This window comes from Deltaproteobacteria bacterium (assembly GCA_029210625.1).
Classification (GTDB): Bacteria; Myxococcota; Myxococcia; order SLRQ01; family SLRQ01; genus JARGFU01.
This window is the reverse complement of record JARGFU010000001.1, coordinates 176144-197759: the sequence shown is the minus strand read 5'-3', so window position 1 is coordinate 197759 and position 21616 is coordinate 176144. Positions and strand designations below refer to the sequence as shown.

Annotated in this window: 17 protein-coding genes; 14 read left to right on the top strand and 3 right to left on the bottom strand. The window is 73.2% G+C overall.

All coding sequences use genetic code 11. The features are described from left to right. Positions 1 to 74: 74 nt before the first annotated feature. The 11 genes from P1V51_00895 to P1V51_00845 all read left to right on the top strand — a co-directional run bounded on the left by P1V51_00895 (position 75) and on the right by P1V51_00845 (position 12289). Positions 75 to 413 carry a hypothetical protein gene (locus P1V51_00895; protein MDF1561563.1) on the top strand — a complete coding sequence of 113 codons (339 nt, stop codon included), beginning with the start codon at positions 75 to 77 and terminating at the stop codon, positions 411 to 413. Positions 414 to 975: 562 nt separating this feature from the next. After that, positions 976 to 1932: an SDR family NAD(P)-dependent oxidoreductase gene (locus P1V51_00890; protein MDF1561562.1), complete on the top strand. Its 957-nt coding sequence runs from the start codon at positions 976 to 978 to the stop codon at positions 1930 to 1932. Then, a complete protein-coding gene (locus P1V51_00885; protein ID MDF1561561.1) occupies positions 1929 to 2054 on the top strand; it encodes a hypothetical protein in 126 nt (41 codons plus the stop codon). The genes P1V51_00890 and P1V51_00885 overlap by 4 nt, the downstream gene beginning before the upstream one ends. Beyond that, the gene (locus tag P1V51_00880; protein ID MDF1561560.1) at positions 2055 to 2474 is read left to right on the top strand and encodes an AhpC/TSA family protein; all 420 of its coding nucleotides are present in this window, start codon (positions 2055 to 2057) and stop codon (positions 2472 to 2474) included. Further along, complete coding sequence (locus P1V51_00875) at positions 2471 to 3511, top strand: lysophospholipid acyltransferase family protein (protein MDF1561559.1); 1041 nt, start codon at positions 2471 to 2473, stop codon at positions 3509 to 3511. Before P1V51_00880 ends, P1V51_00875 begins: the two co-directional genes overlap by 4 nt. A gap of 29 nt (positions 3512 to 3540) precedes the next feature. Further along, positions 3541 to 3822 carry a hypothetical protein gene (locus P1V51_00870; protein ID MDF1561558.1) on the top strand — a complete coding sequence of 94 codons (282 nt, stop codon included), beginning with the start codon at positions 3541 to 3543 and terminating at the stop codon, positions 3820 to 3822. Between the two features lie 62 nt (positions 3823 to 3884). Continuing rightward, entirely contained in the window at positions 3885 to 4763 is an 879-nt protein-coding gene (locus P1V51_00865; GenBank protein ID MDF1561557.1) for a UTP--glucose-1-phosphate uridylyltransferase, read from the top strand. Then, positions 4760 to 5509 carry a hypothetical protein gene (locus P1V51_00860; GenBank protein ID MDF1561556.1) on the top strand — a complete coding sequence of 250 codons (750 nt, stop codon included), beginning with the start codon at positions 4760 to 4762 and terminating at the stop codon, positions 5507 to 5509. The genes P1V51_00865 and P1V51_00860 overlap by 4 nt, the downstream gene beginning before the upstream one ends. 14 nt (positions 5510 to 5523) lie before the next feature. Further along, on the top strand, positions 5524 to 7965 hold the full coding sequence (priA, locus tag P1V51_00855; GenBank protein ID MDF1561555.1) for a primosomal protein N': 2442 nt from the start codon (positions 5524 to 5526) through the stop codon (positions 7963 to 7965). A gap of 134 nt (positions 7966 to 8099) precedes the next feature. Further along, a complete protein-coding gene (locus P1V51_00850) occupies positions 8100 to 11699 on the top strand; it encodes a response regulator (protein MDF1561554.1) in 3600 nt (1199 codons plus the stop codon). A gap of 44 nt (positions 11700 to 11743) precedes the next feature. Beyond that, positions 11744 to 12289, top strand: a complete 546-nt coding sequence (locus P1V51_00845; protein ID MDF1561553.1) for a hypothetical protein — start codon at positions 11744 to 11746, stop codon at positions 12287 to 12289. Here P1V51_00845 and P1V51_00840 read toward each other — a convergent pair. Genes P1V51_00840 through P1V51_00830 form a run of 3 tightly spaced genes read right to left on the bottom strand, consistent with a single transcriptional unit; the run spans position 12286 to position 15797 of the window. Beyond that, complete coding sequence (locus tag P1V51_00840; GenBank protein ID MDF1561552.1) at positions 12286 to 13200, bottom strand: DMT family transporter; 915 nt, start codon at positions 13198 to 13200, stop codon at positions 12286 to 12288. The two genes, P1V51_00845 and P1V51_00840, sit on opposite strands and share 4 nt — an antisense overlap. A gap of 7 nt (positions 13201 to 13207) precedes the next feature. Continuing rightward, positions 13208 to 14167 carry a glycerophosphodiester phosphodiesterase family protein gene (locus P1V51_00835; GenBank protein ID MDF1561551.1) on the bottom strand — a complete coding sequence of 320 codons (960 nt, stop codon included), beginning with the start codon at positions 14165 to 14167 and terminating at the stop codon, positions 13208 to 13210. Positions 14168 to 14171: 4 nt separating this feature from the next. Next, positions 14172 to 15797: a carboxylesterase family protein gene (locus tag P1V51_00830; GenBank protein ID MDF1561550.1), complete on the bottom strand. Its 1626-nt coding sequence runs from the start codon at positions 15795 to 15797 to the stop codon at positions 14172 to 14174. Between the two features lie 147 nt (positions 15798 to 15944). On the opposite strand from P1V51_00830, the gene P1V51_00825 reads away from it, so the two are divergent. Genes P1V51_00825 through P1V51_00815 form a run of 3 tightly spaced genes read left to right on the top strand, consistent with a single transcriptional unit; the run spans position 15945 to position 21606 of the window. Further along, positions 15945 to 18137 carry a TonB-dependent receptor gene (locus tag P1V51_00825; GenBank protein ID MDF1561549.1) on the top strand — a complete coding sequence of 731 codons (2193 nt, stop codon included), beginning with the start codon at positions 15945 to 15947 and terminating at the stop codon, positions 18135 to 18137. Between the two features lie 11 nt (positions 18138 to 18148). Continuing rightward, positions 18149 to 18391, top strand: coding sequence for a hypothetical protein (locus P1V51_00820; protein MDF1561548.1), 243 nt, complete (start codon positions 18149 to 18151; stop codon positions 18389 to 18391). Further along, positions 18391 to 21606 carry an ATP-binding protein gene (locus P1V51_00815; GenBank protein MDF1561547.1) on the top strand — a complete coding sequence of 1072 codons (3216 nt, stop codon included), beginning with the start codon at positions 18391 to 18393 and terminating at the stop codon, positions 21604 to 21606. Before P1V51_00820 ends, P1V51_00815 begins: the two co-directional genes overlap by 1 nt. Positions 21607 to 21616 lie beyond the last annotated feature (10 nt).

Here is a 21616-nt window from a genome sequence, read left to right as displayed (position 1 = left end):
GTCACCAGGCGGGGCGGCGGTGGAGACTGGTCCGCGGTCGCGTCTCTTCCGGAAGGGATGCGGGGAGGAAATCGATGCGTCACCTTCTCTGGCTGCTCCCGCTCGTCTGCATCCTCTGGGCCGCGCCGGCCCGGGCCAACGCGCCGGCGCCGTGGTGGGCCTGTGAGGACAAGGCCGCAGGTGACGCCTGCGACCTCTACCCCACCGGCACCGGCGTCTGCAGCCCCGTGAGCGGCTGCACCGACAACCCGGATACCCACGTCGACGAATGCCTCTACTGCGTCGAGGGCACGCCCCGCGACGACAAGGGCGGCTGCCAGACCGCGACCGCGCCCGGCGCGCTGCTCGCCCTGCTCGGCGTCGGCTTCCTCGGGGCCCTGGCGCTGCGCCGTGCGCGGGTTGGCGCCCCCTAGCCTGACTCGAACGAGCCCCGCCCTGGGTCTGATAACTCAGTCTACGTTCACTCCGCCTCGCCAAAAGGGCGGCTATTCTTCCTACCCCTCCGGGAAGTTCCTTTCTCACCCTGACACCCTTGCCCGACTTCGGTAGGGGCATGGATTGGTGCTCCGGTGCCGGGCTCGCTTTCGAGGTGTGTGGGTGACCGACACGGCTCACGGCTCACGGCTCACGGTGGTGCCTCGGTAGTCCAGGAAGGTGAAGAGGCAAGCCGATTCACCTCCCGGGCGCGCTGTCGACCTCGATGAGCCGTGAGCCGTGAGCCGTGTCGCGTCTAGACCAGCGCCTCTAGGACCCGAGCAGCTTCAGATGAAAGCTCTTCGGCCGGGTGAAGGCCTCATACCCGAGGCCCCCCTGTAGGCTAGGCTGGAGCCTCGAACGACTCCCTCCCCGGCAAGAGGCGGTCGTCCTTCCTGCCCAGACCCCTCCCTTCCTCCTCCTCCCGAAAAGGCGCCTGGTTCTCACCTTCCGGGGGGTGCCCCGGGGCCGGAGGGGGCTAGAGTGGTGGGAGGCCGGGACATGGGGATCTTCGATCGACTGCTCGACGCGAGCATCTACTACTCCTTCGATCGCACGGGATTCCTGCGCCATCAGCGCGCCTTCCATCCCGAGGATCTCCAGCGCTCGATGGCGGGGAAGGTCTGCCTGGTCACCGGCGCCAACAGCGGCCTGGGGCTCGCCGTGGCCCGCGGCCTGGCGGGCCTGGGCGCCCGGGTCCACCTGCTCTGCCGCAGCGCCGAGCGCGGCGAGGCGGCGCGCCAGGCCCTGATCGAGGAGACCGGCAACGGTGAGCTGCACCTCGAGGTGATCGACCTCGCTAGCCCCGCGTCGATCCGGGCCTTCGCCGCCGAGCTGGAGGGCCGGGAGGGCGACCGCAAGATCGACGTGCTGGTGCACAACGCCGGCCTGCTCCCGCCGGAGCGAGAGCTGACCGAGGAGGGCCTCGAGCTGACGCTGGCGACCCACGTGGTGGGGCCCTTCCTGCTCAACCACCTGCTGCGCGAGCGGCTCGCCTCCTCGCGGGTGATCTACGTCTCCTCGGGGGGCATGTACGCCCGGCGCCTGGACCTCGAGGCGATGCGCGCCACGGAAGGCCCCTACGACGGCGTGGTCGCCTACGCCCACACCAAGCGAGCGCAGGTGGTGCAGGCCGCGCAGTGGGCCGAGGTCCTGCGGGGCTCGGGGACCACCGTCAACGCCATGCACCCGGGCTGGGCCGCGACCCCGGGGGTCGAGCGCTCGCTCCCGGCCTTCTACCGCTTCACGAAGAAGCGCCTGCGCACGGCCGAGGAGGGGGCGGACACCGCGCTGTGGCTGGCGGTGGCCGAGCGGGTGGAGGGCGAGAGCGGCAAGCTCTTCTTCGACCGGCGAGTCGTCTCGCCCTACCTCCTGCCCGGGACGCGGGAAGCGCCCGCCGAGCGGGAGGCCCTCTGGCGCTTCTGCGAGGAGATCTGCGACGTGGAGGTGAGGCCTTGAGTGATCCGGCGAAGAAGCTCGCGGCGATCGAGCTGGTCGACGATGGAGGCGCGCCGGTGGTGGTGCGCTCGGCCTGGGAGCGGGGGCCGGTCCTCCTCGTCTTCATCCGCCACTTCGGGTGAATCTTCTGCCGCGAGCAGGTCGCGCAGTTGCGCGGCGCGCAAGCCGAGATCGAGGCGAGGGGCGTGCGGCTGGTGGTGATCGGCAACGGGACGCCGGACTACGCCCGCGCCTTCCGGGAGGAGGCGGGGATCGACTTCGAGCTCTGGGTCGACCCCGAGATGAAGGCCTACGCCGCCGCCGGGCTGAAGGCCGGCGGGGCCTGGGGGGCCTTCTCCCTGCGCAGCCCCGGGCACACCCTGCGGGCCCTCAAGGCGGGCTTCCGGCAGACGGCGGTGAAGGGTGACCCCTGGCAGCTCGGCGGGGTCTTCCTCATCACCGCCGCTGGCAAGACGGTCTACCAGCAGCGCAGCCGGGAGGCGGGCGATCACGCGCCCCTCGACGAGGTGATGGCGGCGATCGAGGGCCTGGCCGGGCGGTGACGGGGCCGCTGCCGATCGGGCGCCGGCGCGGCGAGACCCTCTGGCAGATCTGGCGCCGCCGCCTCCTCTCGATCCCCTTCGTGCTCTTCCTCTTCGCCCTCGTCTGGGGGCTGGCGCCGGCCTGGCTCCTCCTCGCCGGGCTCGCCGACCTCGCGGGGGCGGGGCGACGCCGGGCCGGGAAGCTGCGAGCCGTCCTCTTCTTCGGGCTCTACCTCGGGCTGGAGGCCGCCGGCCTCCTCTCCGCGGGCGCGATCTGGCTTCGGGCCCACGGGGGCCGCCTCGGCGGCCACGCCCGCTACCTCGAGCGCAACCGGATCCTCCAGCGCTGGTGGAGCGACCACCTCTTCGGCGGGGCCCTGCGCATCTACGGCATGACGCTGGAGGTGGAGGGCGCCGCGGAGGTGCTCCCGCCGCCCTTCCTCCTCTGGGTGCGCCACGCCAGCACCGCCGACACGGTGCTGGCCGCCTTCGTCCTCGCCAACCCCCACGACCTCCTGCTGCGCTACGTCCTCAAGGAGGAGCTGCTCTGGGATCCCTGCCTCGACGTCGTCGGCCGACGCCTCCCCAACGCCTTCGTGGATCGCTCCGGCCGGCGCAGCGAGGAGGCCGTCGCGGCGGTGGCCGGGCTGGGCCGGGACCTCGACGATCGCAGCGGGGTGCTCATCTTCCCGGAGGGGACCCGCTTCTCCCCGGCCAAGCGCGAGCGGGCGCTGGCGCGGCTGCGCGAGGCGGGGGAAGCGGCGCTGGTCGAGCGCGCCGAGGCCCTCCACCACGTCCTGCCCCCGCGGCTCGGTGGCGTCCTGGCGCTGCTGGAGGCGGCGCCAAAGACCGACGTGGTGATCCTCGCCCACACCGGCTTCGAGGGGGTGGAGAGCTTCGCCGAGTTCTTCGGGGGCGCGCTGGTCGGGCGGCGCCTGCGGGTGCGCCTCTGGCGGATCCCCGCCGCGAGCATCCCGGCGGAAGGGCGGGCCGCCTGGGTCTTCGAGCGCTGGGCCGAGGTCGAGGCCTGGGTCGCCACCTCGCTCGAGCTGCTGTAGACGTGGCCACCGAAGAGGAGGACCATCGAATGGTGCGCTACGAGCTGGAAGAGAAGCCGGATCACCTCGAGGTGAAGCTCGAGGAGACCGGGGAGAAGAAGGAGGCGCTCCTCGAGGCCTTCCAGGCCTGCCGGGAGGGGCGCTGCGGCTGCCCGACCACCGAGTACGAGAAGCTCGGGCGCCTGGAGGTCGAGGCCTCCGGGGATCGCATCGCCCTGCGGCTCGAGCCGAAGGAGGGCGAGCACCTCGACGCGGACGAGATCGCGCGCTGCCTCGACCACACCGTCGAGGCGGCCTCCAGGGACGAGTGAGCGGCGGGGCGAGGGCCTGCTCCCTTGTCCCCTCCGCTGCCCCCCGGTACCTTTCGAGCCCCATGCGCAACGCGACCAAGGCGGTGATCCCCGCCGCGGGCCTCGGCACCCGCTTCCTGCCGGCGACCAAGGCCATCCCCAAGGAGATGCTGCCCATCGTCGACGTGCCCACCCTCCAGCTGAACGTCGAGGAGGCGGTGGCGGCGGGGCTCTCGCAGATCGTGCTCGTCAACGGGCGGGGGAAGGGCACCATCGAGGATCACTTCGACATCGCCTTCGAGCTCGAGCGCACCCTGCAGGACCGCGGGAAGAGCGCCGAGTACGAGGCGGTTCATGCGGTGAGCATGATGTGCCGCCTCACCAGCGTCCGGCAAAAACGGCCCCTGGGGCTCGGCCACGCCGTCCTCTGCGCCCGCGGGCCGGTCGCCGACGACGAGTTCTTCGCGGTGATCCTCGGTGACGACCTGATGCGCTGCGAGGTCCCGGCCATCGAGCAGCTCAAGGTCGTGGGGGAGCGCGAGGGCAAGGGCGTCATCGCCCTGATGGAGGTCCCGGACGATCAGACCCACCGCTACGGCATCGTCGCCGGTCAGTGGGAGGGCGAGGTCTTCCGGATCGAGGAGCTGGTCGAGAAGCCGGCGCAGGGCCAGGCCCCCTCCAACCTGGCGATCATGGGCCGCTACTTCCTGCCCGGCTCGATCTTCGACCACCTCGCCCGCACCGGGCGGGGACACGGCGGCGAGATCCAGCTCACCGACGCCCTCCAGTCCCTCTGCGCCGAGGAGGGGATGCTCGGCATCGTGGTGAAGGGTGAGCGCTTCGACGCCGGGGACAAGCTGGGCTACCTGCACGCCAACCTCGCCTACGCCCTCGAGCGCGAGGAGCTGCGGGAGGGCGTGCTCGCGATGATGCGCGAGCTGCTCGAGAGAGAAGGATCATGAAGCGTCTGCATCGAAAGCACCTCCTCGCCGCGCTGGCGGCCCTCACCCTCGGCGTCGCCGCTCCGGCCCTGGCCTACGTGCTGCCCGCCACCGCGATCTTCGAGCTCTTCGCCAGCCAGCGGGAGAAGCTGAAGTCCGACAACCAGCAGGTCGGCGGCCGGCTGGTGATCACCGACGCGGCCGGGGTGCGGACGGTGCTGCCGGCGACCCACACCCTGCGCTTCCCGGGCGACTGCCGCTTCGAGATCGACGAGGACGGAGTGGCCGGCGAGCTCGGCGGCACCCACGTCATCGTGCGCGACGGCAAGCTCATCGCGAAGGCCGCCGGCAAGCTCGCGCTCCTCGACGAGCTGGTCTCCCTGGCCTGCCCGGTCCTCTCCATCAAGGAGCTCGGCGCCGAGAAGCTCGACGCCCTGGCCAAGCGCTGGAAGATCGACCTCGCCTACAGCGGCCTCTCCCGCCTCGATGACCGGATGGTCTACGTCGTGGGGGCGAAGCCGAGCGAGGTGGAGAAGCCCTCGATCTGGTTCGACAAGGAGAAGCTCCTGCCGGTGCAGGTGCGGACGAAATCGGGCGAGCAGCTGCTCGAGCTGCGCATGACCGGCTTCAACGATCCGGCCACCGGCGAGCTCCACCCCCGCGAGATCCAGCTGCGCGTCGACGGAAAGCTCCGGGCCCGCTTCGTGGCCGAGCGCCTCGAGCAGAACCTCGACCTCGATCCCAAGCTCTTCAAGCCCGCGAGCTAGGGAGAGGGCAGGCCTTGGCAGCGGGTCGCTTCGTCGAGGTCGCCGTCACCGTGCCGGTGGACGGCACCTTCACCTACGGGGTGCCCGAGCACCTCGCCGGGGTGCCGCTCGCTCGCGGGCAGCGGGTGCTCGTCCCCTTCGGCGGCCGCCGCCTCACCGGGATCGTCATCGAGCCGGAGGGGGCCACCCCCGAGGGCTACGAGGCCCGGGACCTGCTGGAGATCCTCGACCTCGAGCCCCTGCTCTCCGAGGAGCTGATCTCCCTCTGCGTCTTCGCCGCGGACTACTACCTGCATCCCCTCGGTGACGTCCTGCGCACCGCCCTGCCGCCGGGGATGGCGCTGCGGGGCTCCCGCTTCCTCGTGCCCTCGAGCCCCGCGCCAGAAGAGGCGCCCGCCCTCGGCAAGGCCGCCGAGGAGGTGCTCGCGCGCCTGCGCGAGGCGCCGGCCGGGCGCCTGCGGGTGGGTGGGCGCGGCGGCGTGCCCACGCCGGTGGCGGCGCGCCTGCTCGAGGCGGGGGTGGCCGAGGTGCGCGAGTCCTGGGAGGGGGTCCGCGAGGGCCGGCGCGCCGTGCCGGTCACCGTGCGGCAGCTCCACTCCCTGGACGACGCCCGGCTCGAGCTGGAGCGGGCCCCGGCGCAGCGGGCGGTGATGGAGTGGCTGGAGGCGCGGGGCGAGGCGAGCCGCCAGGAGCTGATGGCCGCCGTCCCCGGCGCGGGGCCCCTGCTCAAGAAGCTGGAGGAGCGGGGCCTGGTCGCCCTGGAGGAGGCCCCGGAGTCCGGCGGAGGGGTGGCCGTCGAGGCCGATCCCGGCCGCCCCGGAGAGCTCACGCCCGAGCAGGGACCGGTGGTCGAGGCGCTGGTGGCCTCCCTCGGCGCCTTCTCCGCCCACCTGATCGAGGGGGTCACCGGCAGCGGCAAGACCGAGATCTACCTGCGCCTGATCGATGCGGCCCTCGAGCGGGGGCTGGGCGCCCTGGTGCTGGTGCCCGAGATCGCCCTGACGCCCCAGCTCGTCGGACGCTTCCAGGCGCGCTTCGGGCCGACGGTGGCCCTGCTCCACTCCGGGCTCTCGGACGCCGAGCGCCGCGAGAGCTGGTGGCGCCTGCACCGCGGCGAGGCGCGGATCGCGGTGGGGGTTCGCTCGGCGATCTACGCCCCGGTGGAGCGGCTCGGCGTGGTCGTGGTCGACGAGGAGCACGACGGCTCGTTCAAGCAGGAAGAGGGCCTCTGCTACAGCGCCCGAGATCTGGCGGTGGTGCGGGCCCGGCAGAGCGACGCGCTCCTGGTGCTGGGCTCGGCCACGCCCTCCCTCGAGTCCCTGGCGAACGTCGAGCGCGGCCGCTACGCCCACCACCGCCTTCTGGAACGGGTCGCGCGGCGCTCGCTGCCGGAGGTGCAGGTGGTGGACCTGCGCCAGCAGCGGCCGGCGAGCTTCGAGGGCGGCGGGCGCGAGGAGGTGCTGCCCCTCCTCACCGGCACCCTCATCGGCGCCCTCGAGGAGACCCTCGGCGCCGGCCAGCAGGCCATCCTCTTCCTGAACCGGCGCGGCCAGGCGCCGGCCCTGCTCTGCCCGAGCTGCGGCGAGACCCGGCGCTGCCCGAACTGCGACATCAGCCTGACCTTGCACCGCTCGCCGCCGGTGGTGCTCTGCCACTACTGCGGCCACGACGCCGAGATCCCCCGCCACTGCGAGGGCTGCGGCGGGGAGCTGCAGGCGGCGGGGGCCGGCACCCAGGCCCTGGAGCACGAGGTGCTGCGGCGCTTCCCCGGGGTGCGGGTGCTGCGCCTCGATCGCGACGCCACCCGGCAGCGCGGCGCCCTGGCCGAGGGCCTCGCCGGCTTCGCCTCCGGCCACTTCGACGTGATGGTGGGGACGCAGATGGTGGCGAAGGGGCACGACTTCCCGGGGGTGACCCTGGTGGGGGTGGTGCTCGCCGATCAGGGCCTGTGGATCCCCGACCTGCGCGCCGCCGAGCGGGCGGTGCAGCTCCTCTCCCAGGTGGCCGGGCGGGCCGGCCGCGGAGAGGATCCCGGGCGGGTCATCCTCCAGAGCTGGCAGCCCGATCACCCCGCGATCCAGGCGGCCCTGGCCGGGGACTACGCCGGCTTCGCCCGCCGTGAGCTGGTCACCCGGGAGGAGATGCGCTGGCCCCCCTACTGCCGCCTGCTCCTGGTGCGCTTCGACGGTGGGAGCCCGCGGAAGGTGGAGCTGGCGGCCCTGGCCGCCGGGCGGGCCGCCGAGATCGCCGCCATGGAGAGCCCGGAGGCCGACCTGGAGATCCTCGGGCCGGCGCCGGCGCCCCTCTCCCGCCTGCGCAACAAGGCCCGCTGGCAGCTCCTGGTGAAGGCCGGCAGCCCGGCCGCGGTGCGCTGGCTGGGGGGCTACCTCGCCTCCCTGCCGCCGCGCAGCGGGGTGCGGATGAGCCTGGACGTGGATCCGGGCAACATGCTCTAGCGCACGTCTCCCACCGCGGCTAAGCGGCCGAAAGTCGGGCTCTTTGGCGGCCGCTTCTTGGATCCGATCCGGGAGCCGGTGCTAGAGTCGAGCGACCTGCCAGGCCTCCTTCCTCGCCTGCCCTCGAACTCTTCATGCCCAAGCGCATCCTCGTCATCGACGACGACATCGCGTCCGTCTCCGCGGCCCGGCGAATCCTCAAGGAGGGTGGCTACGAGCCGGTCGTCGCCTCGAACGCGGCGGACGCCGAGGTCGTGATCGAGCACGACGATCCCGCGCTGGTGATCCTCTCGCTCTCCACCGACGAGCACTCGGGCCTGGAGATCTGCAAGACGATCCGGCAGCAGGCCAAGGATCCGATGCTGCCGGTGCTGATGATCGGCGACGGCCAGGGCGAGGTCACCGACGCGGCCTCGGCGCTGGCCAACGGCGGCGACGGCTTCTTCCGGCGGCCCGTGCCCTGGGCCGAAGTGGCCGCCAAGGTCGACGCCTACCTGGGGATGGACCGCGACCGCGAGCAGACCGCGGTGACCGCCGTCCCCGACCTCCCCGACCTCCCCGGTCCCAGCGACGAGGAGGCCTCCGAGTTCCTGGCCGCGATCAGCGGGCTTCCCGCGGCGCCGCCGCCGGTCCCCGCGATGGACGACGGCGCCACCGACCCCGGGGCCTCGGTCTCCTTCATGGCCTCGCCCCTCGACGAGGACGAGCACGAGCCGCTCACCGATCCTGGCGCCCAGGCCCTCACCGCGACGGGGGCCGAGGAGGCCTTCGCGGCCGCCGGGGGTGGGGCCCCGGCCCCCGAGGAGGAGGAGCGGGGCTTCACCGGCGCCTGGGAGGTCACCGAGCCGGGCCGCTCCGGGGAGCTGGCCGACGAGCTCTTCGGTGACATCGGCTCCGAGATGATGGGCGACGCCGAGGCCGGCTCCGACGACGACGCCGTCACCGCGGCCTCGGCGGGAGAGGTGGCCGACGCCCTCGAGCGCCAGCGCACCGCCGACCTGGAGCGGGCCGCCCGGGAGATCGCCGCCGGCGCCGAGGCCGCCAGCCCGGAAGAGGAAGAGGCCCTGGTGAAGGAGCGGGCCGAGGCCGAGGCGAAGCGCCGGGCCGAGGCGATGAAGCAGCGCGCCGCGGCGGAGGCCAAGAAGAAGGTCGCGGCCGCGCGCAAGCGCCGGGAGGAGGAGGACGCCAGGGCGCGGGCCCTCGAGGAGGAGGCCCGCAAGGCCGCCGAGGAGGCAGCGCAGAAGGCGGCCGAGGAAGAGGCGGCGCGGCTCGCGGCCGAGGAGGCAGAGCGTCAGGCGGCCGAGGAAGAGGCAGCGCGGCTCGCGGCCGAAGAGGCGGCAGAGCGTCAGGCGGCCGAGGAAGAGGCGGCGCGGCTCGCGGCCGAAGAGGCGGCAGCGCAGAGGGCGGCCGAGGAAGAGGCGGCGCGGCTCGCGGCCGAGGAGGCAGAGCGTCAGGCGGCCGAGGAAGAGGCAGCGCGGCTCGCGGCCGAAGAGGCGGCAGCGCAGAAGGCGGCCGAGGAAGCGGAGCGTCAGGCGGCCGAGGAGGCAGCGCGGCTCGCGGCCGAGGAGGCGGAGCGTCAGGCGGCCGAGGAGGCAGCGCGCCGGGAGGCCGAGGCCGAGGCGGCGCGGCTCGCGGCCGAGGAGGCTGCCCGCCTGGCCGCGGAGGAAGCCCGCCGTGAGGCGGAGGAGCTGCGCCGCAAGGCCGAGGCGGAGGAGGCTGCCCGCAAGGCGGCCAAGCGCGCCGCGAAGGAGAAGGCCCGCGAGGAGGCCCGCCGCCTGGCCGAGGCCGAGGCCGAGCGGGCTGCCCAGGCCGAGGCCGAGCGCCGGGCCCAGCAGGAGGCCGAGCGCGACGAGGATCTCGAGGACCTCGAGTCGATGCTCGAGGACGAGGCGCTCCCGGACGAACCCGGCGCCGGGCCCATCGAGGTGGCGGCCACGCCGCCCGAGCCCGAGCCCCCGGCGCCCGCCCCCGCACCTGCTCCGGCGCCACGGCCCGCTCGCTCGGCGGTGGTCGAGGGAGGGTGGACCTCCTTCGAGCGCGAGGTTGCGCCGACCCGGGCCTCGGGCTGGGGCGCCGGCGGTCCGACCACCTACGAGCTGGAGTCCCTGCAGGGAGAGCCCGTCGAGCGCAGCAGCCGGCTGGCGATCGATCTCGATGCGCCCGACCCGGAGCCCGAGCCTCCGATCCCGGCCCCGCCGGCCGAGGTCGAAGAGGGCTCGATGCTCCTCGATCCCTTCGGGGGCGGACCCGAGATCGAGGCCAGCGCCGCCGCAGGCTGGGGTGCCGCCGAGACCGCCACGGAGGAGGGGGTGGTGGAGGGTGCCGAGGGGCTCGACCCCGAGGCCCTGGCCGCGCCCACCTGGGGGGGCTACGAGCCCCCGACGCCTGCCCCGCCACCTCCACCGCCTCCCGCGCCGATCATCGCCGTACCGCCGCCGCCCCCGGCGCCGATCATCGCCGAGCAGCCGCCCCCACCTCCGCCTCCGCCGGCACCCTCCTACGGAGGCCTCGCCGCCCCCGCGATGGCGCCCGCGCCCGTCGCCCCGGCGCCGGTGCAGCAGGCCGCGCCCCCGCCGCCGCCTCCCGTGGAGCCGCCGCCCATGCCGCAGCCCCTCCCGCCCCGCAACCCCGCGCCGCCGCCGGCGCCCGCGCCGCACTCGCCGGCGCCCCAGGACATCCAGCCGAACCCCACCGGCGCGCCCTTCCCCGAGGAGGGCGATCTCCTCGAGCGGGATCTGCCGCGGCTCCTGGCCGACCTCTACCGGGCCCGGGCCACCGGCGTGCTGGAGATCCACGGCGCCGCGGTGAACCGCGCCGTCTTCGTCGAGCTCGGCCGGGTCGTGGGCGCCAGCTCCACCTCGGCGGCGGAGCGCCTGGAGGAGGTCGCCTGCCGCCTGGGCCGGATCACCCGCCAGCAGGCGCGGCAGATCCGGGCCGAGGGCGATCTGCTCCCCCGCCAGGCGGCCGTCGCCCTGGTCGAGGCCGGGCAGCTCAAGGCCCAGGAGCTCTACGACACGGTCCGGGCCCAGGCCCAGGCGGCGCTCTTCGGGGCCTTCTCCGAGGAGGAGGGGCGCTGGCGCTGGATCCAGGCCGTCTGCCCGGAGGACGCCCGGGTGGCCCTGCCCGATCATCCCTTCGCGCTCGTCGCCGAGGGCATCCGCCGCAAGTACACCCTCGATCGCATCCACCGCTGCCTCGGCGGGCCGGCCACCGTGCTCGCTCCCACCGAGACCGCGGGCGACTGGCAGGTCTTCGGCTTCTCGGCCCGCGAGCGGCGGGTGGCCACCAGCGTCGATGGGCTCCACTCCGCCGAGGAGCTGGTCTTCCTCTCGGGGCTCGGCGAGGAGCCCACCTACCAGGTGCTCTACGTCCTCGAGTCGACTGGTCAGGTCTCCGTGCGCGTGCGCGGCGCCATGCCCGAGGGCCGGGCCTCGACTCCCGAGGAGGCGCAGAGCCAGGCGGTGATCGACCGCACCCGCATCGAGGAGAAGTTCCGCCAGGCGCTGGACGCCGACTACTTCGAGATCCTCGGCGTCACCCGCGACGCCACCGCCTACGAGATCAAGGAGGCCTACGAGCGCCTCTCCCGGGAGATGCAGCCGGCCCGCTACGCCGACGTCATCTACCAGGATCTCTGGGGCAAGCTCGAGGAGATCCGCCGCGGCCTCGACGACGCCTACGACGTCCTGCGCGACGAGGGCCTGCGCGCCGACTACCTCTCCGCGCTCGTCTGAGGGCGGCCACGGAGAGAGCGGCCTGGCAGATGGAGGGAGTCGGCATGACGCGGTACGGAGTGACGTCGCTGTTGGTGGTTCTCTTCCTCTGCGCTCCCTCGGCTCACGCTCGGGCCGACTCGAGCGCGGCGCAGGCGGAGGTCCAGAAGGAGCACCGGCGAGTCGATGGCACGGTCCTGCTCTCCGCGGGCGGCGCCCTGATGGTGGCGGGGGGGCTCTCGCTGGCCTTTCCTTGCTGGATGGCGAGCCCGGGTGACTGTGCTCCGTGGTCCTACACGACGGGCATCCTGCTCGGTGGCGCCCTGACCGCCGGAGGCTTCCTCGTCGGGCTCGCCGGCTGGTCGCTCCTGGAGCTGGGGCCGGTGGGCCCCGCCATCGTGTTCGGCCTCGCCGGCGCGACCCTGGCGGGCTTCGCGCTCTACCACGGTGAGCCGGCCCTGGCGGGCGTGGGCTTCGGGGTCCTCGCGATCGGCGCGGCCATGATCGCCCAGCGGCTCCTCTCGAGGCGCCGCCGTCCGGCCGAGGTGGTCGTCACGCCGCTGCTCTGGCCCGGTGGTGGCGGCGTGGGTCTGACGTACGTGCCTGGCTAGGCCGAGAGCAGGGCCAGGGCGGCGACGCCGACGACGGCGACGAGGGTGCCGGCGGTGGGGCGCAGATCGGGCAGGCGGCGCTGCTCCGCCGACTCGACCAGCAGGCTGAAGATCGGGGTGGTGCCCAGGAGCACCGCCGCGATGGCCGCGGGGGCGAAGGCGATGCCGGCCATCATCAGCATCATGGCGAGGTAGGAGCCCAGGAAGGTCGCCGGCATCACCCGCTTCACCGAGGGGCGGTGCGTCAGCAGCGCGCGGGTGCGCCCGAGGCCGCCGCCCGGGATCGCCAGGAGGAAGAGGCCGAGGGCCGCCGCGCCGAGGCGAAAGGTCGCGGCGGGGATGACGCTCACCTCGCTCATGCCCTCCTTGGCGAGCACGATGCCGAAGCCCTGCCCGAGGGCGGCCAGCACCGCGAAGGCGACGCCGAGAGAGAGGGGCGCCGGGTGGTCGGCGCCGTCCGCCTCGACGCTCTCCCCTCGCGAGGGGGCGACGACCAGGGCCACGCCCACCAGGATGACGACCGCCGCGAGGAGCTGAGGGCCGGTGGGGATCACGCCCTTCCAGCCCCAGGCCAGCAGCGCGGTGAAGATCGGGGCGGTGGTCTGCAGCAGCAGGGTGCGGTGCACCCCCAGCCGGTGCACCGCCGCGAAGAGGGCGTTGTCGCCCAGGGAGAGGCCGACGACCCCCGAGGCGGCGAGGAAGATCAGCGCCGCGGGGCTCGCCCCGGTCAGGGCCTCGAGCTGGCCGAGGGCGAGGGTGGTCCCGCCCAGCAGCAGGGTGGCCACCGCGCACTTCACGAGGTTCACCGCCACCGAGCCGTGCGCGGCGATGGGCCCCCGGAAGAGGGTCAGGGAGAAGGCCCAGACCGCCGCCGCGCCCAGGCAGGCCAGCTCGCCGAGGAGGGTGCTCAAGGTTTGCTCAGAGAGGACAGCAGCCGAAGCCGCCGTGGCCGTTGAGGAGGCGGTCGATCGTGGCGGGGCTCTCGGTGCCGAAGCCGACCAGGCCGAGCTCCCGGTAGTCCATGAGGGTGGGGCGGATGGTCTCCTCGAGGAAGGCCTCGTACTCCTCCTCGCTCAGGGTCTCGGCGGCGAGGGAGATCCCCACGTCGAGGTCGAAGACGTTGGCGTAGGGGCGCACCTCCAGCTCGGCGAAGGTCTCGCGCATGGCACCCAGCCAGCCGGTGTCGCCATGGAGCCAGGAGAAGCTCAAGCCCGAGGTGAGGAAGGCCTCGGTCTCCGGGACGTTGGCGGCCCGGGGCATCAGCTGCAGCTCGGGGAGGCGCACCTGCATCTCCCGGAGGGTCGCGAGGCTGGAGTCGAGGAAGATCGTCCGCCGGCTGTCGGGGTGGCCCGCCTCGAGGGTGGCGGCGATCGCCTCGAGCGAGCCGCCCTTGTAGTCGAGGAGGAGCACCGACTCGCGGGTGGAGGCCAGGGCCTCGGCCAGGGTGGGCACCCGGCAGCGGCGGGGCAGGGCGCTCGCGGCGGCGTGGCAGAGGGGATCGTCGATCACCAGGGAGCGCAGCTCCCCGGCCGTGAGCTCGTCGACCGAGGTGCGGCCCGGGAAGCGCAGCTCACCGTCGGTGGTGCGCTCGACGTCCGCGTCGTGCATCAGGAAGACGACCCCGTCGGCGCTCACCCGCAGGTCGAGCTCGATCAGCGCGATCCGCCGCTCCTCGCAGGAGTCGATCGCGGCCAGGGTGTTCTCGGGGACGCCCGCCGCGCACTTGCCGCGGTGGGCCGCCGGCCACGACCACATGGTGTTGTACCGCTCCAGGAGGCCGGCCGGCGTGAAGATCTCACCGGTCGGATCCTGGCAGGCGGTGAGGGCCAGCAGCAGGGCGAGCGTCAGCCCCCATCGGGTGAGCGAGGCGAGCGACATCGCTTCAGGGCGCCCGCACCAGGCCCAGCCCCTCGAGGCCGTCGCAGCGGCCACCGCGGATCTCGGTGGCGGTGGAGGGGGGATCGGCCAGCAGGCCGATCTGCGGCGCGGCGCCGGTGGTCGTGAGCCAGGGCAGGTCGGCGAGCGGCGTCCGCCCGTGGGCCAGGTCGGTCCAGGCCTCGCGCAGCATCAGGGAGACCCGCTGGTCGGCGGCGGTGGCCGAGTAGCTCGGGAAGGTGTCGAGGGTGTCGAAGAGGTACCAGAGCTCGAGGGCGTGGAAGCTGCCCCAGGAGGAGGCCAGGCCCGTGAGGGTGTGGGTGAAGTGGTAGCTGTAGGCCTCGCCGCCGCCCTCCCCGGCGGCCTCGGCGAAGGAGAGGGCGGGGCAGATGAAGGCCAGGTCGGAGAGGAGCGCGTCGTAGGCGTCCTTGGGCGAGGCGAAGGCCGAGGCCGGATAGAGGGCGAGGACCTCGTCGGCTTGCAGGGGGAGCACCGCGCGCACCGTCGACTCGTAGGTCGCGGTGTCGGGGATCGAGAGGCCCTGGGTGAAGGTCTTCCCCTCGTCGGCGTTCGCGCCGGAGACGATGGTGATGGTGCTGCGCTCACCGCGCCGCACGCGGTCGAAGGGGGCCTCGGAGAGCAGGACCTGATCGATCACCGGTCCGAAGTCGGCGAGGCCGAGGTTGTTGGCGGCGCCGGAGAGGCCCGCGTCGATCACGGTGGTCGCCGGCAGGGCCCGCAGGCAGGCCAGGGCGTCGCTCGCGTTCTGGCAGCCCGCCTCGGTGATCACGTTCTCGGCCTGGCTGATCGCCGAGACGTGCACGACGGTGGGCACCCGCAGGCGCTGCATCCCGTAGCAGCCGGTGCCGCTCTGGACGATGGCCCGGGCGTAGAGGCCGTCGCTGCTCGGCGCCCCGAGGTGAGCGCAGACCGAGATGCCGCCGGCGGACTCGCCGAAGATCGTGACCTCTCCGGGGTTGCCCCCGAAGAAGGCGGCGTTGCGCTGCACCCAGTCGAGGGCGAGCTGCTGATCGCGGATCCCCTGGTTGCCCGCGCCGCTCTCCTCGGTCAGGAGCGCGTCGTCGACGAAGAAGCCGAGCGCCCCGAGGCGATACTGGAGCGTCACCACCACCACCTCGCCGGTGCGGGCGATGGAGGCGCCGTCGTAGACCGGGAGGTTCGCGCTGCCCTGCAGGAAGGCTCCGCCGTGGATGAAGACCATCACCGGCCTCGGCGCGCCGGCCGCGCGCGGGGCCCAGATGTTGACCGTGAGGCAGTCCTCGTCGCCCACCATCGCGCCGGTGTGATCCCGCTGCACGCAGGGCGGCCCGAAGGCCGTCGCATCTCTCGGCGAGGTCCAGGGGCTCACCGGCACGGGCTTGCGGAAGCGCAGCGCGCCCACCGGCGCCTCGGCGTAGGGGACGCCCCGGAAGATGACGAGGTCGCCGTCCTCCACGCCGTGGATCGGGCCGCTGTCGATCGTCAGGTCGGCCTCCAGGTCCGAGGACGTCCCGCCGTCGCACTCGCCGCAGGGCGGCTGACCCCCGTCGCCCCCACCGGCCTCGCCTCCACCGCAGGCGGTCAGGGTGAGGAGAGCGCAGAGGGCGAGGGCGTCGATCTTCGGGGCACGCATGGCGGCGCAGCATACCTGCTTCGATCCCGGATCGAACACCGGCGCCGAGCGCGTTTCAGGGGGGCACGGCCGGAAGCTGTCCAAGCCCCCGGCGCTCGAATAGGATCGAGTCCGGCAATGTCACTCGAGCGTGTGGGTCGAATTCGAGTGGGGGGACTGCTTGCCGTGCTCTGCTGTGCGGTGGCGCCCGGTGAGGTGCGCGCCGCCGAGGAGGGCGTCCCCGAGGAGGCGCTGATCGACGAGGCGGCCCTCGAGGCGGCCTTCGACTTCGAGTCCCTCGAGGATCTCGACATCAGCGACGAGTTCGCCCTGCTGGTGCAGGAGGACATCGTCGTCTCGGCCTCGCGCCGCGCCCAGCGGATCGACGACTCGCCCTCGGCGATCACGGTCATCACCCGGGAAGACCTGCGCCTGATGCCCTTCGACAACGTCGCGGACGTCCTGCGCACGGTGCCGGGGATGGACGTCTGGCTCCTGACGATCGCGTTCCCCTCCAGTGGCTCCCGCTCGGGCTCGAGCAACGAGGGCTCGAACATCCTGGTGCTGGTGGACGGGCGCGACGTGCTCCTGCCGATCTTCCAGCTGCCCCTCTGGCTGGCGATGCCGGTCGACCTGGCCTCCATCGAGCGGATCGAGGTCATCCGGGGCCCGGCCTCCACCCTCTACGGGGCGAACGCCCTGCAGGGCGTGGTGAACATCGTCACCCGCCGGGCCGAGAAGGGCCTGCTGACGGTCGAGGCCGAGCTCTCCGGCTACCGCCCCGAGACCCTCTCCGGCAACCTGAAGGCCTCGGGGACGAGGGGCCGCTTCAGCTGGTGGAGCTCCTGGGGCTACGACCGCCGGTCGCCCTTCCACGAGCCCGGGCGGGTGGGGGCCTGGTTCTTCCGGAGCCGGAACTGGCTGCGCTACGAGGGCGACGAGGTCGAGGCGACCCTCGAGGTCGGCGGCGGCGCCGAGCGCGGCGACATCGTGACCTTCGCCGGGAACGGGGACGGCTACTACGAGCACCTCTACGTGCGGGCCGACGCCATCGTCCACGACTGGCGGCTGCGCTTCTTCTTCGATCTCCTCGACACCGAGCTGACCCTCGACCTGAACCTGCGCATGCCGAACGACCCGTCGATGGTGATGGCGCAGCTCCCCCAGCCCGTCTTCCACCCCACCCGGGCCTACGTGGCCGACGCCGAGCGCATCTGGAAGCTCTCGGACGACCTGCGCCTCCTCACCGGGCTCTCGACCCGGCTCGTCCACCACGGCGAGGGATCGTTCGTCACCTGCCCCGAGAGCGCCCCGACGGCCTTCGATCCGGCCGCCTGCGAGCCGAGCGTGCTCTTCGAGGGCCGCGTCGAGGGCTTCACCCAGCTCGAGTGGCGGGTCGCCTCGTCGCTCGAGCTGAACGCCGGGGTCCGGGCGGGCTACAACACCCTGGTCCCCGAGCCCGGCTTCTCTCCCCGCCTGACCGCCGTCTACCGGCCGATGGAGCACCACACGGTGCGGGCCTCGGTGGCGCGCGCCTACCGGCAGCCCTCCTTCTTCGAGCAGAAGGGCCACCTCCTCCTCGAGCCCGGCACCCTGCAGGACCAGGATCTCTTCCGGCGCATCCAGCACATCTTCGCGACCGGCCTCGGCGGCGAGGAGCTGGTCAACACCAAGGTCGACATCGCCGAGCTCGGCTGGCGGGGCCGCTTCCTCCAGGAGAAGCTCCGGGTGGAGGTCGAGCTCTATCTCTCCCGCTACCGGGACGAGATCGAACTCGACGCCTCCTCCCTCTGGGACGTCCAGTACTTCGCCGGGCTGCCGATCATCGGGGACGAGGTGAAGCTCGTCTTCGAGTCCTTCCCGAGCAAGAGCTGGTCGGCGGGCGCGGAGATCGCCGCGTCCTGGCGCCTGCCGATCGAGGGGCTCGAGCTCGACCTCGCCTACGGGCTCGATCAGGTCTACGAGCGGGTGGAGCTGCCGGGCGGCGAGGTGGAGCAGCGGAGGAACAAGCGGGAGCCCACCCACCACCTGATCCTCGGGGCCCGCTACGGGGGCGAGGGTCTGCGCCTCTCCGCCTTCGCCTTCTGGACCTCGGGCTTCTGGGGGGGGCACGTCTCCCCCGACTCCATCCTCTCGCCGAACCGCAACACCCCGCTGGCGGCGAACACCCTGGTCTTCGCCCGGGCGGGCTGGGCCTTCGGGCTCGGCGGGACCGAGTGGGAGGCCGGCCTCCAGGGTCACACCCCGATCCTCGGCCTGGAGATGCGGGAGACCTCGGGCGAGTACCTCGAGGACGGCAGCAACTACTACGGCCACCCCATCCTGCCCCGCCTCCAGGGCTACCTGCGCAGCCGCTTCTAGGAGATCTCCTGATGACCGATTCGCCACGCCCTCCCGACGAGGTCGAGGCCCTCTCGGGGGAGGAGCTCGCGGCCGCCGGGATCCACCCCGGAGAGACGCCCCGCCAGTTCTTCCTCGGCCTCGGGATCGGCACCGCCGGCTGCGTCGTGGTCAGCGGGATCCTCCTGCTGGCGCTCCTCGGGCTGGTCGTCCTGATCGGCCAGGTCTTCTTCGGGGGCCTCGAGCTCTTCATCGACGAGGTCTGGGGGCACTGATGGTCGGGCTGGAGGGAGCCACCGGCGCGAGCGACCTGCGCGACTGGCAGCTGCGGCTCTCTCGCACCGCCTATCGCCTGGTGGTCGGCGGCCTCGTCCTCATCCCCCTCGTCGCCGTCTTCTGGCTGCCGCGCACCTATCTCCCCTCGGTCGGGATCGCCTTCGGGGTCGGCCTCCTCGGGGTGCTGCTCCTGCGGGCTCCCGGGGTCACCCAGCGGCTGCGGAGCTGGTACCTGGTCAGCAGCCTCGCGCTCGCCCTCGTGGTCTTCATCCTCCAGCTGGGCTGGACCCCGGTGAACACGGCGACGAGCTTCCTCCTGGTCTCCCTCGCCGTGCTGCTCCTCGGACGGCGGGCGTTCTACGTCGTGGCCGCCGGGATCACGGCGGCCTTCCTGGCGGGGGGCGCGCTGATCCGGGCCGGGGTCCTCGACATCGACGGCCGGGCGATCGACCCCACGGTGCTGGATCACTGGCTGCGCTCGGGGACCCTCTTCCTGCTGATCACCTCGGTGATGGTCGCGATGCTCCGCTTCGCGATGACGAGCATGCGCCGCCTCCATGCCTCGACCCGGGAGCTCCTCGAGGAGACGGCCGCGGAGACGATGCGATCGGAGGCGTTGCGGAGCGAGCGGGCCGCGCGGGAGGACGAGCTGCGGGACAGCTACCGCTCCCAGGCCATCCGGCACCTCGCCCACGGCCTCGCCCATCACTTCAACAACATCCTCACGGTCGTGCGCTTCGCCGTGGACGAGCTGCGCGCCGAGGCGACGCCGGAGGCGGCGCAGCGCCTCGCCCGGCGGATCCAGCAGATCACGGAGCAGGGCGTCACCCTGCTCTCGGACCTGACGGCCTTCAGCCGTCGCGACCCGGTCGAGCCGAAGCGGGTGGACGTGGGGGCGGAGGTCCTCGGCCACCGCGAGGGGCTGATCAGCGCCCTGCGGGAGGACGTCCGGGTGACCATCTCCGCGGACGAGGGCTGCCTCGCCGAGCTCAGCCCCGAGGGGCTGCGGCAGGTCCTCCTCTCCCTGGTGCTCAACGCCTCCGACGCCGTGGAGGCGGGCGGCACGATCGAGGTGCGGGTCCAGCGCCGGGAGCTCGCGGAGACGCCCCTCGATGCCATCACCCCCATCCCTCCCGGGCGCTACGTGGAGGTCTCGGTGCGAGACACGGGAGAGGGGATGGAGGAGGAGGTGAGGCGCCGGGCGGTCGAGCCCTTCTTCACGACCCGGAGCCCCGAGAAGCACTCGGGGCTGGGGCTCTCGACCGCCATCGGGCTGGTCGAGGCCTTCGGCGGCACCCTCGCCATCGAGAGCGAGGTGGGAGAGGGCACGAGGGTCCGGGCTCTCTTCCCGGATCTGGAGGCGAGCGAGGCGCCCGCCCGGGAGCCCGCCCCCCTCGCCGGGATCCCCACCCCGGCCGCGGTCGTCTCGCGAGGGCCGTCGATCGGCGCCGCTCCTGCCGAGGCCACCCCCGCGCCGCTCCCCGGGCCGGTGGCCCCCGCCGCGCCCGAGGATCTGGACGACTGGTCCCACCGGCTCGTCCAGAAGATGCTGCGGGTCTTCACGGTGCTCTACTTCGTCGCGCTGGCCCCCTATCCCTTCATCCAGTTCGATCGGGCGGTGCTGCTGCGCTCGCTCTTCGGCGTGGCGGGCGCCGCGATCCTCGGGGCCATCGGCGGCTGGGTGCCGGGGCTCGGCCGGGGAGTACGCAACGGGCTGCTCTACGCGAGCATCCTCTGCGTCGCCGCGCCGCTCCTGGTGTTCAACAGCTTCCTCTCCGCGATCTCGGTGGCGCTCCTGAGCCTGGTGGCCGCCCTGGCGGCGGTCTTCAGCCGCCGGTGGATGATCGTCTCGCTCCTGGCCCTCTTCGCCCTCCTCTTCCTCGCCGGCGGCCTCCTGCACCAGCAGGGGATCTTGTCGGTGCCGCTGGAGGACTTCTCGCCGGTCCACGCCCGCAACTGGTTCAGGGTCGCCTTCATGCTGGGGACCGCCTTCACCTGCAGCGGCGTGCTGACCTTCGGGGTCTTCCGGGGAGCCCAGCGCACCATCGAGGACATGACCCACGCCATCGCCGATCTCGAGGCCGCGCAGGCCCTCCGGGAGGAGGAGGGCGAGAAGGTCGAGCGGCTGCAGCAGATGGAGGCCCGGACCGCCCGGATCGAGGACATGGGTCAGCTGGCCGGGGCGGTCGTGCACGACTTCAACAACGCCATCCAGACCCTCGTCTCCAGCACCTGGATCCTGGAGCGCTTCGAGATGCTCGACGAGGCGGGCCGCCGCCGGGCTGTCCTGGATCTCGAGATGGCGGCGGACTACGCGGAGACCCTGGTCGAGCAGTTCACGACCGACTCGGACATCGTGACGGGGGCCGACGAGGTCGTGGAGCTCTCGTCCACGCTCCAGCGCGCGCTGCGGCTGGTCGAGCGGCGCGCCCCCCGCTCGATCGAGCTCGACTTCGAGCTCGCGCCGGGCTGCCACGTCCTCTCCCAGGTGCGGGATCTCAACCGGATCGTCTTCAACCTCACCCAGAACGCGATCCACGCCATGCCGGCGGGAGGGCGGCTCACGGTCCGGACCTCGCGGGACGCGGAGCGCGTGACCCTGGTGGTCGCCGACGACGGCGTGGGGATGGACGCCCGGACCCTCGAGCAGGCCTTCGAGCCCTTCTTCACCACCAAGGAGAAGGGGCGGGGCACCGGCCTCGGCCTCGCCGCGGTCCGGCACCTGATCGATCGCAGCGGGGGGAGCCTCTCGGTGCAGAGCGCACCGGGGGAGGGCACCCGCTTCGAGGTCCGCTGGCCGCTCCAGAGCGCGCCGGGCAGCCCCGCGCGGGCGCCGGCGCCCAGCTCGGGGGAGCGCCGGGGGAAGGTGCTGGTCGCCGAGGATCACGAGCTGGTCCGCAGCGTCTTCTGCGCGATCCTCCAGGAAGCGGGCTTCGAGGTCCTCCAGGCCGCCGACGGGGACGAGGCGCGGCGCCTGGTGGAGCTCCACGCCGACATCGATCTCCTCTTCACCGACGGGGTGATGCCCGGCTATCCGAGCCACCGGCTGGTGGCGGACTTCCGGGAGCGCTACCCGGGGCGCCCCATCGTCGTCTGCTCCGGGTATCTGCCTCGCGAGCTGGATCCCGGCCTCCTCCGCCAGGAGTTCAAGCTGCTGGCCAAGCCGGTCCGCAGCGAGGATCTGCTCCGGGCCGTGGCCGAGGCGCTGGGCTGAGCAGCCGGGG

Coding starts and splice junctions, on each gene's coding strand:
- P1V51_00820 (MDF1561548.1), top strand. CDS start 18,149: ATGACCGATTCGCCACGCCCTCCCGACGAGGTCGAGGCCCTCTCGGGG.
- P1V51_00815 (MDF1561547.1), top strand. CDS start 18,391: ATGGTCGGGCTGGAGGGAGCCACCGGCGCGAGCGACCTGCGCGACTGG.
- P1V51_00895 (MDF1561563.1), top strand. CDS start 75: ATGCGTCACCTTCTCTGGCTGCTCCCGCTCGTCTGCATCCTCTGGGCC.
- P1V51_00845 (MDF1561553.1), top strand. CDS start 11,744: ATGACGCGGTACGGAGTGACGTCGCTGTTGGTGGTTCTCTTCCTCTGC.
- P1V51_00860 (MDF1561556.1), top strand. CDS start 4,760: ATGAAGCGTCTGCATCGAAAGCACCTCCTCGCCGCGCTGGCGGCCCTC.
- P1V51_00890 (MDF1561562.1), top strand. CDS start 976: ATGGGGATCTTCGATCGACTGCTCGACGCGAGCATCTACTACTCCTTC.
- P1V51_00870 (MDF1561558.1), top strand. CDS start 3,541: ATGGTGCGCTACGAGCTGGAAGAGAAGCCGGATCACCTCGAGGTGAAG.
- P1V51_00865 (MDF1561557.1), top strand. CDS start 3,885: ATGCGCAACGCGACCAAGGCGGTGATCCCCGCCGCGGGCCTCGGCACC.
- P1V51_00850 (MDF1561554.1), top strand. CDS start 8,100: ATGCCCAAGCGCATCCTCGTCATCGACGACGACATCGCGTCCGTCTCC.
- P1V51_00830 (MDF1561550.1), bottom strand. CDS start 15,797: ATGCGTGCCCCGAAGATCGACGCCCTCGCCCTCTGCGCTCTCCTCACC.
- P1V51_00835 (MDF1561551.1), bottom strand. CDS start 14,167: ATGTCGCTCGCCTCGCTCACCCGATGGGGGCTGACGCTCGCCCTGCTG.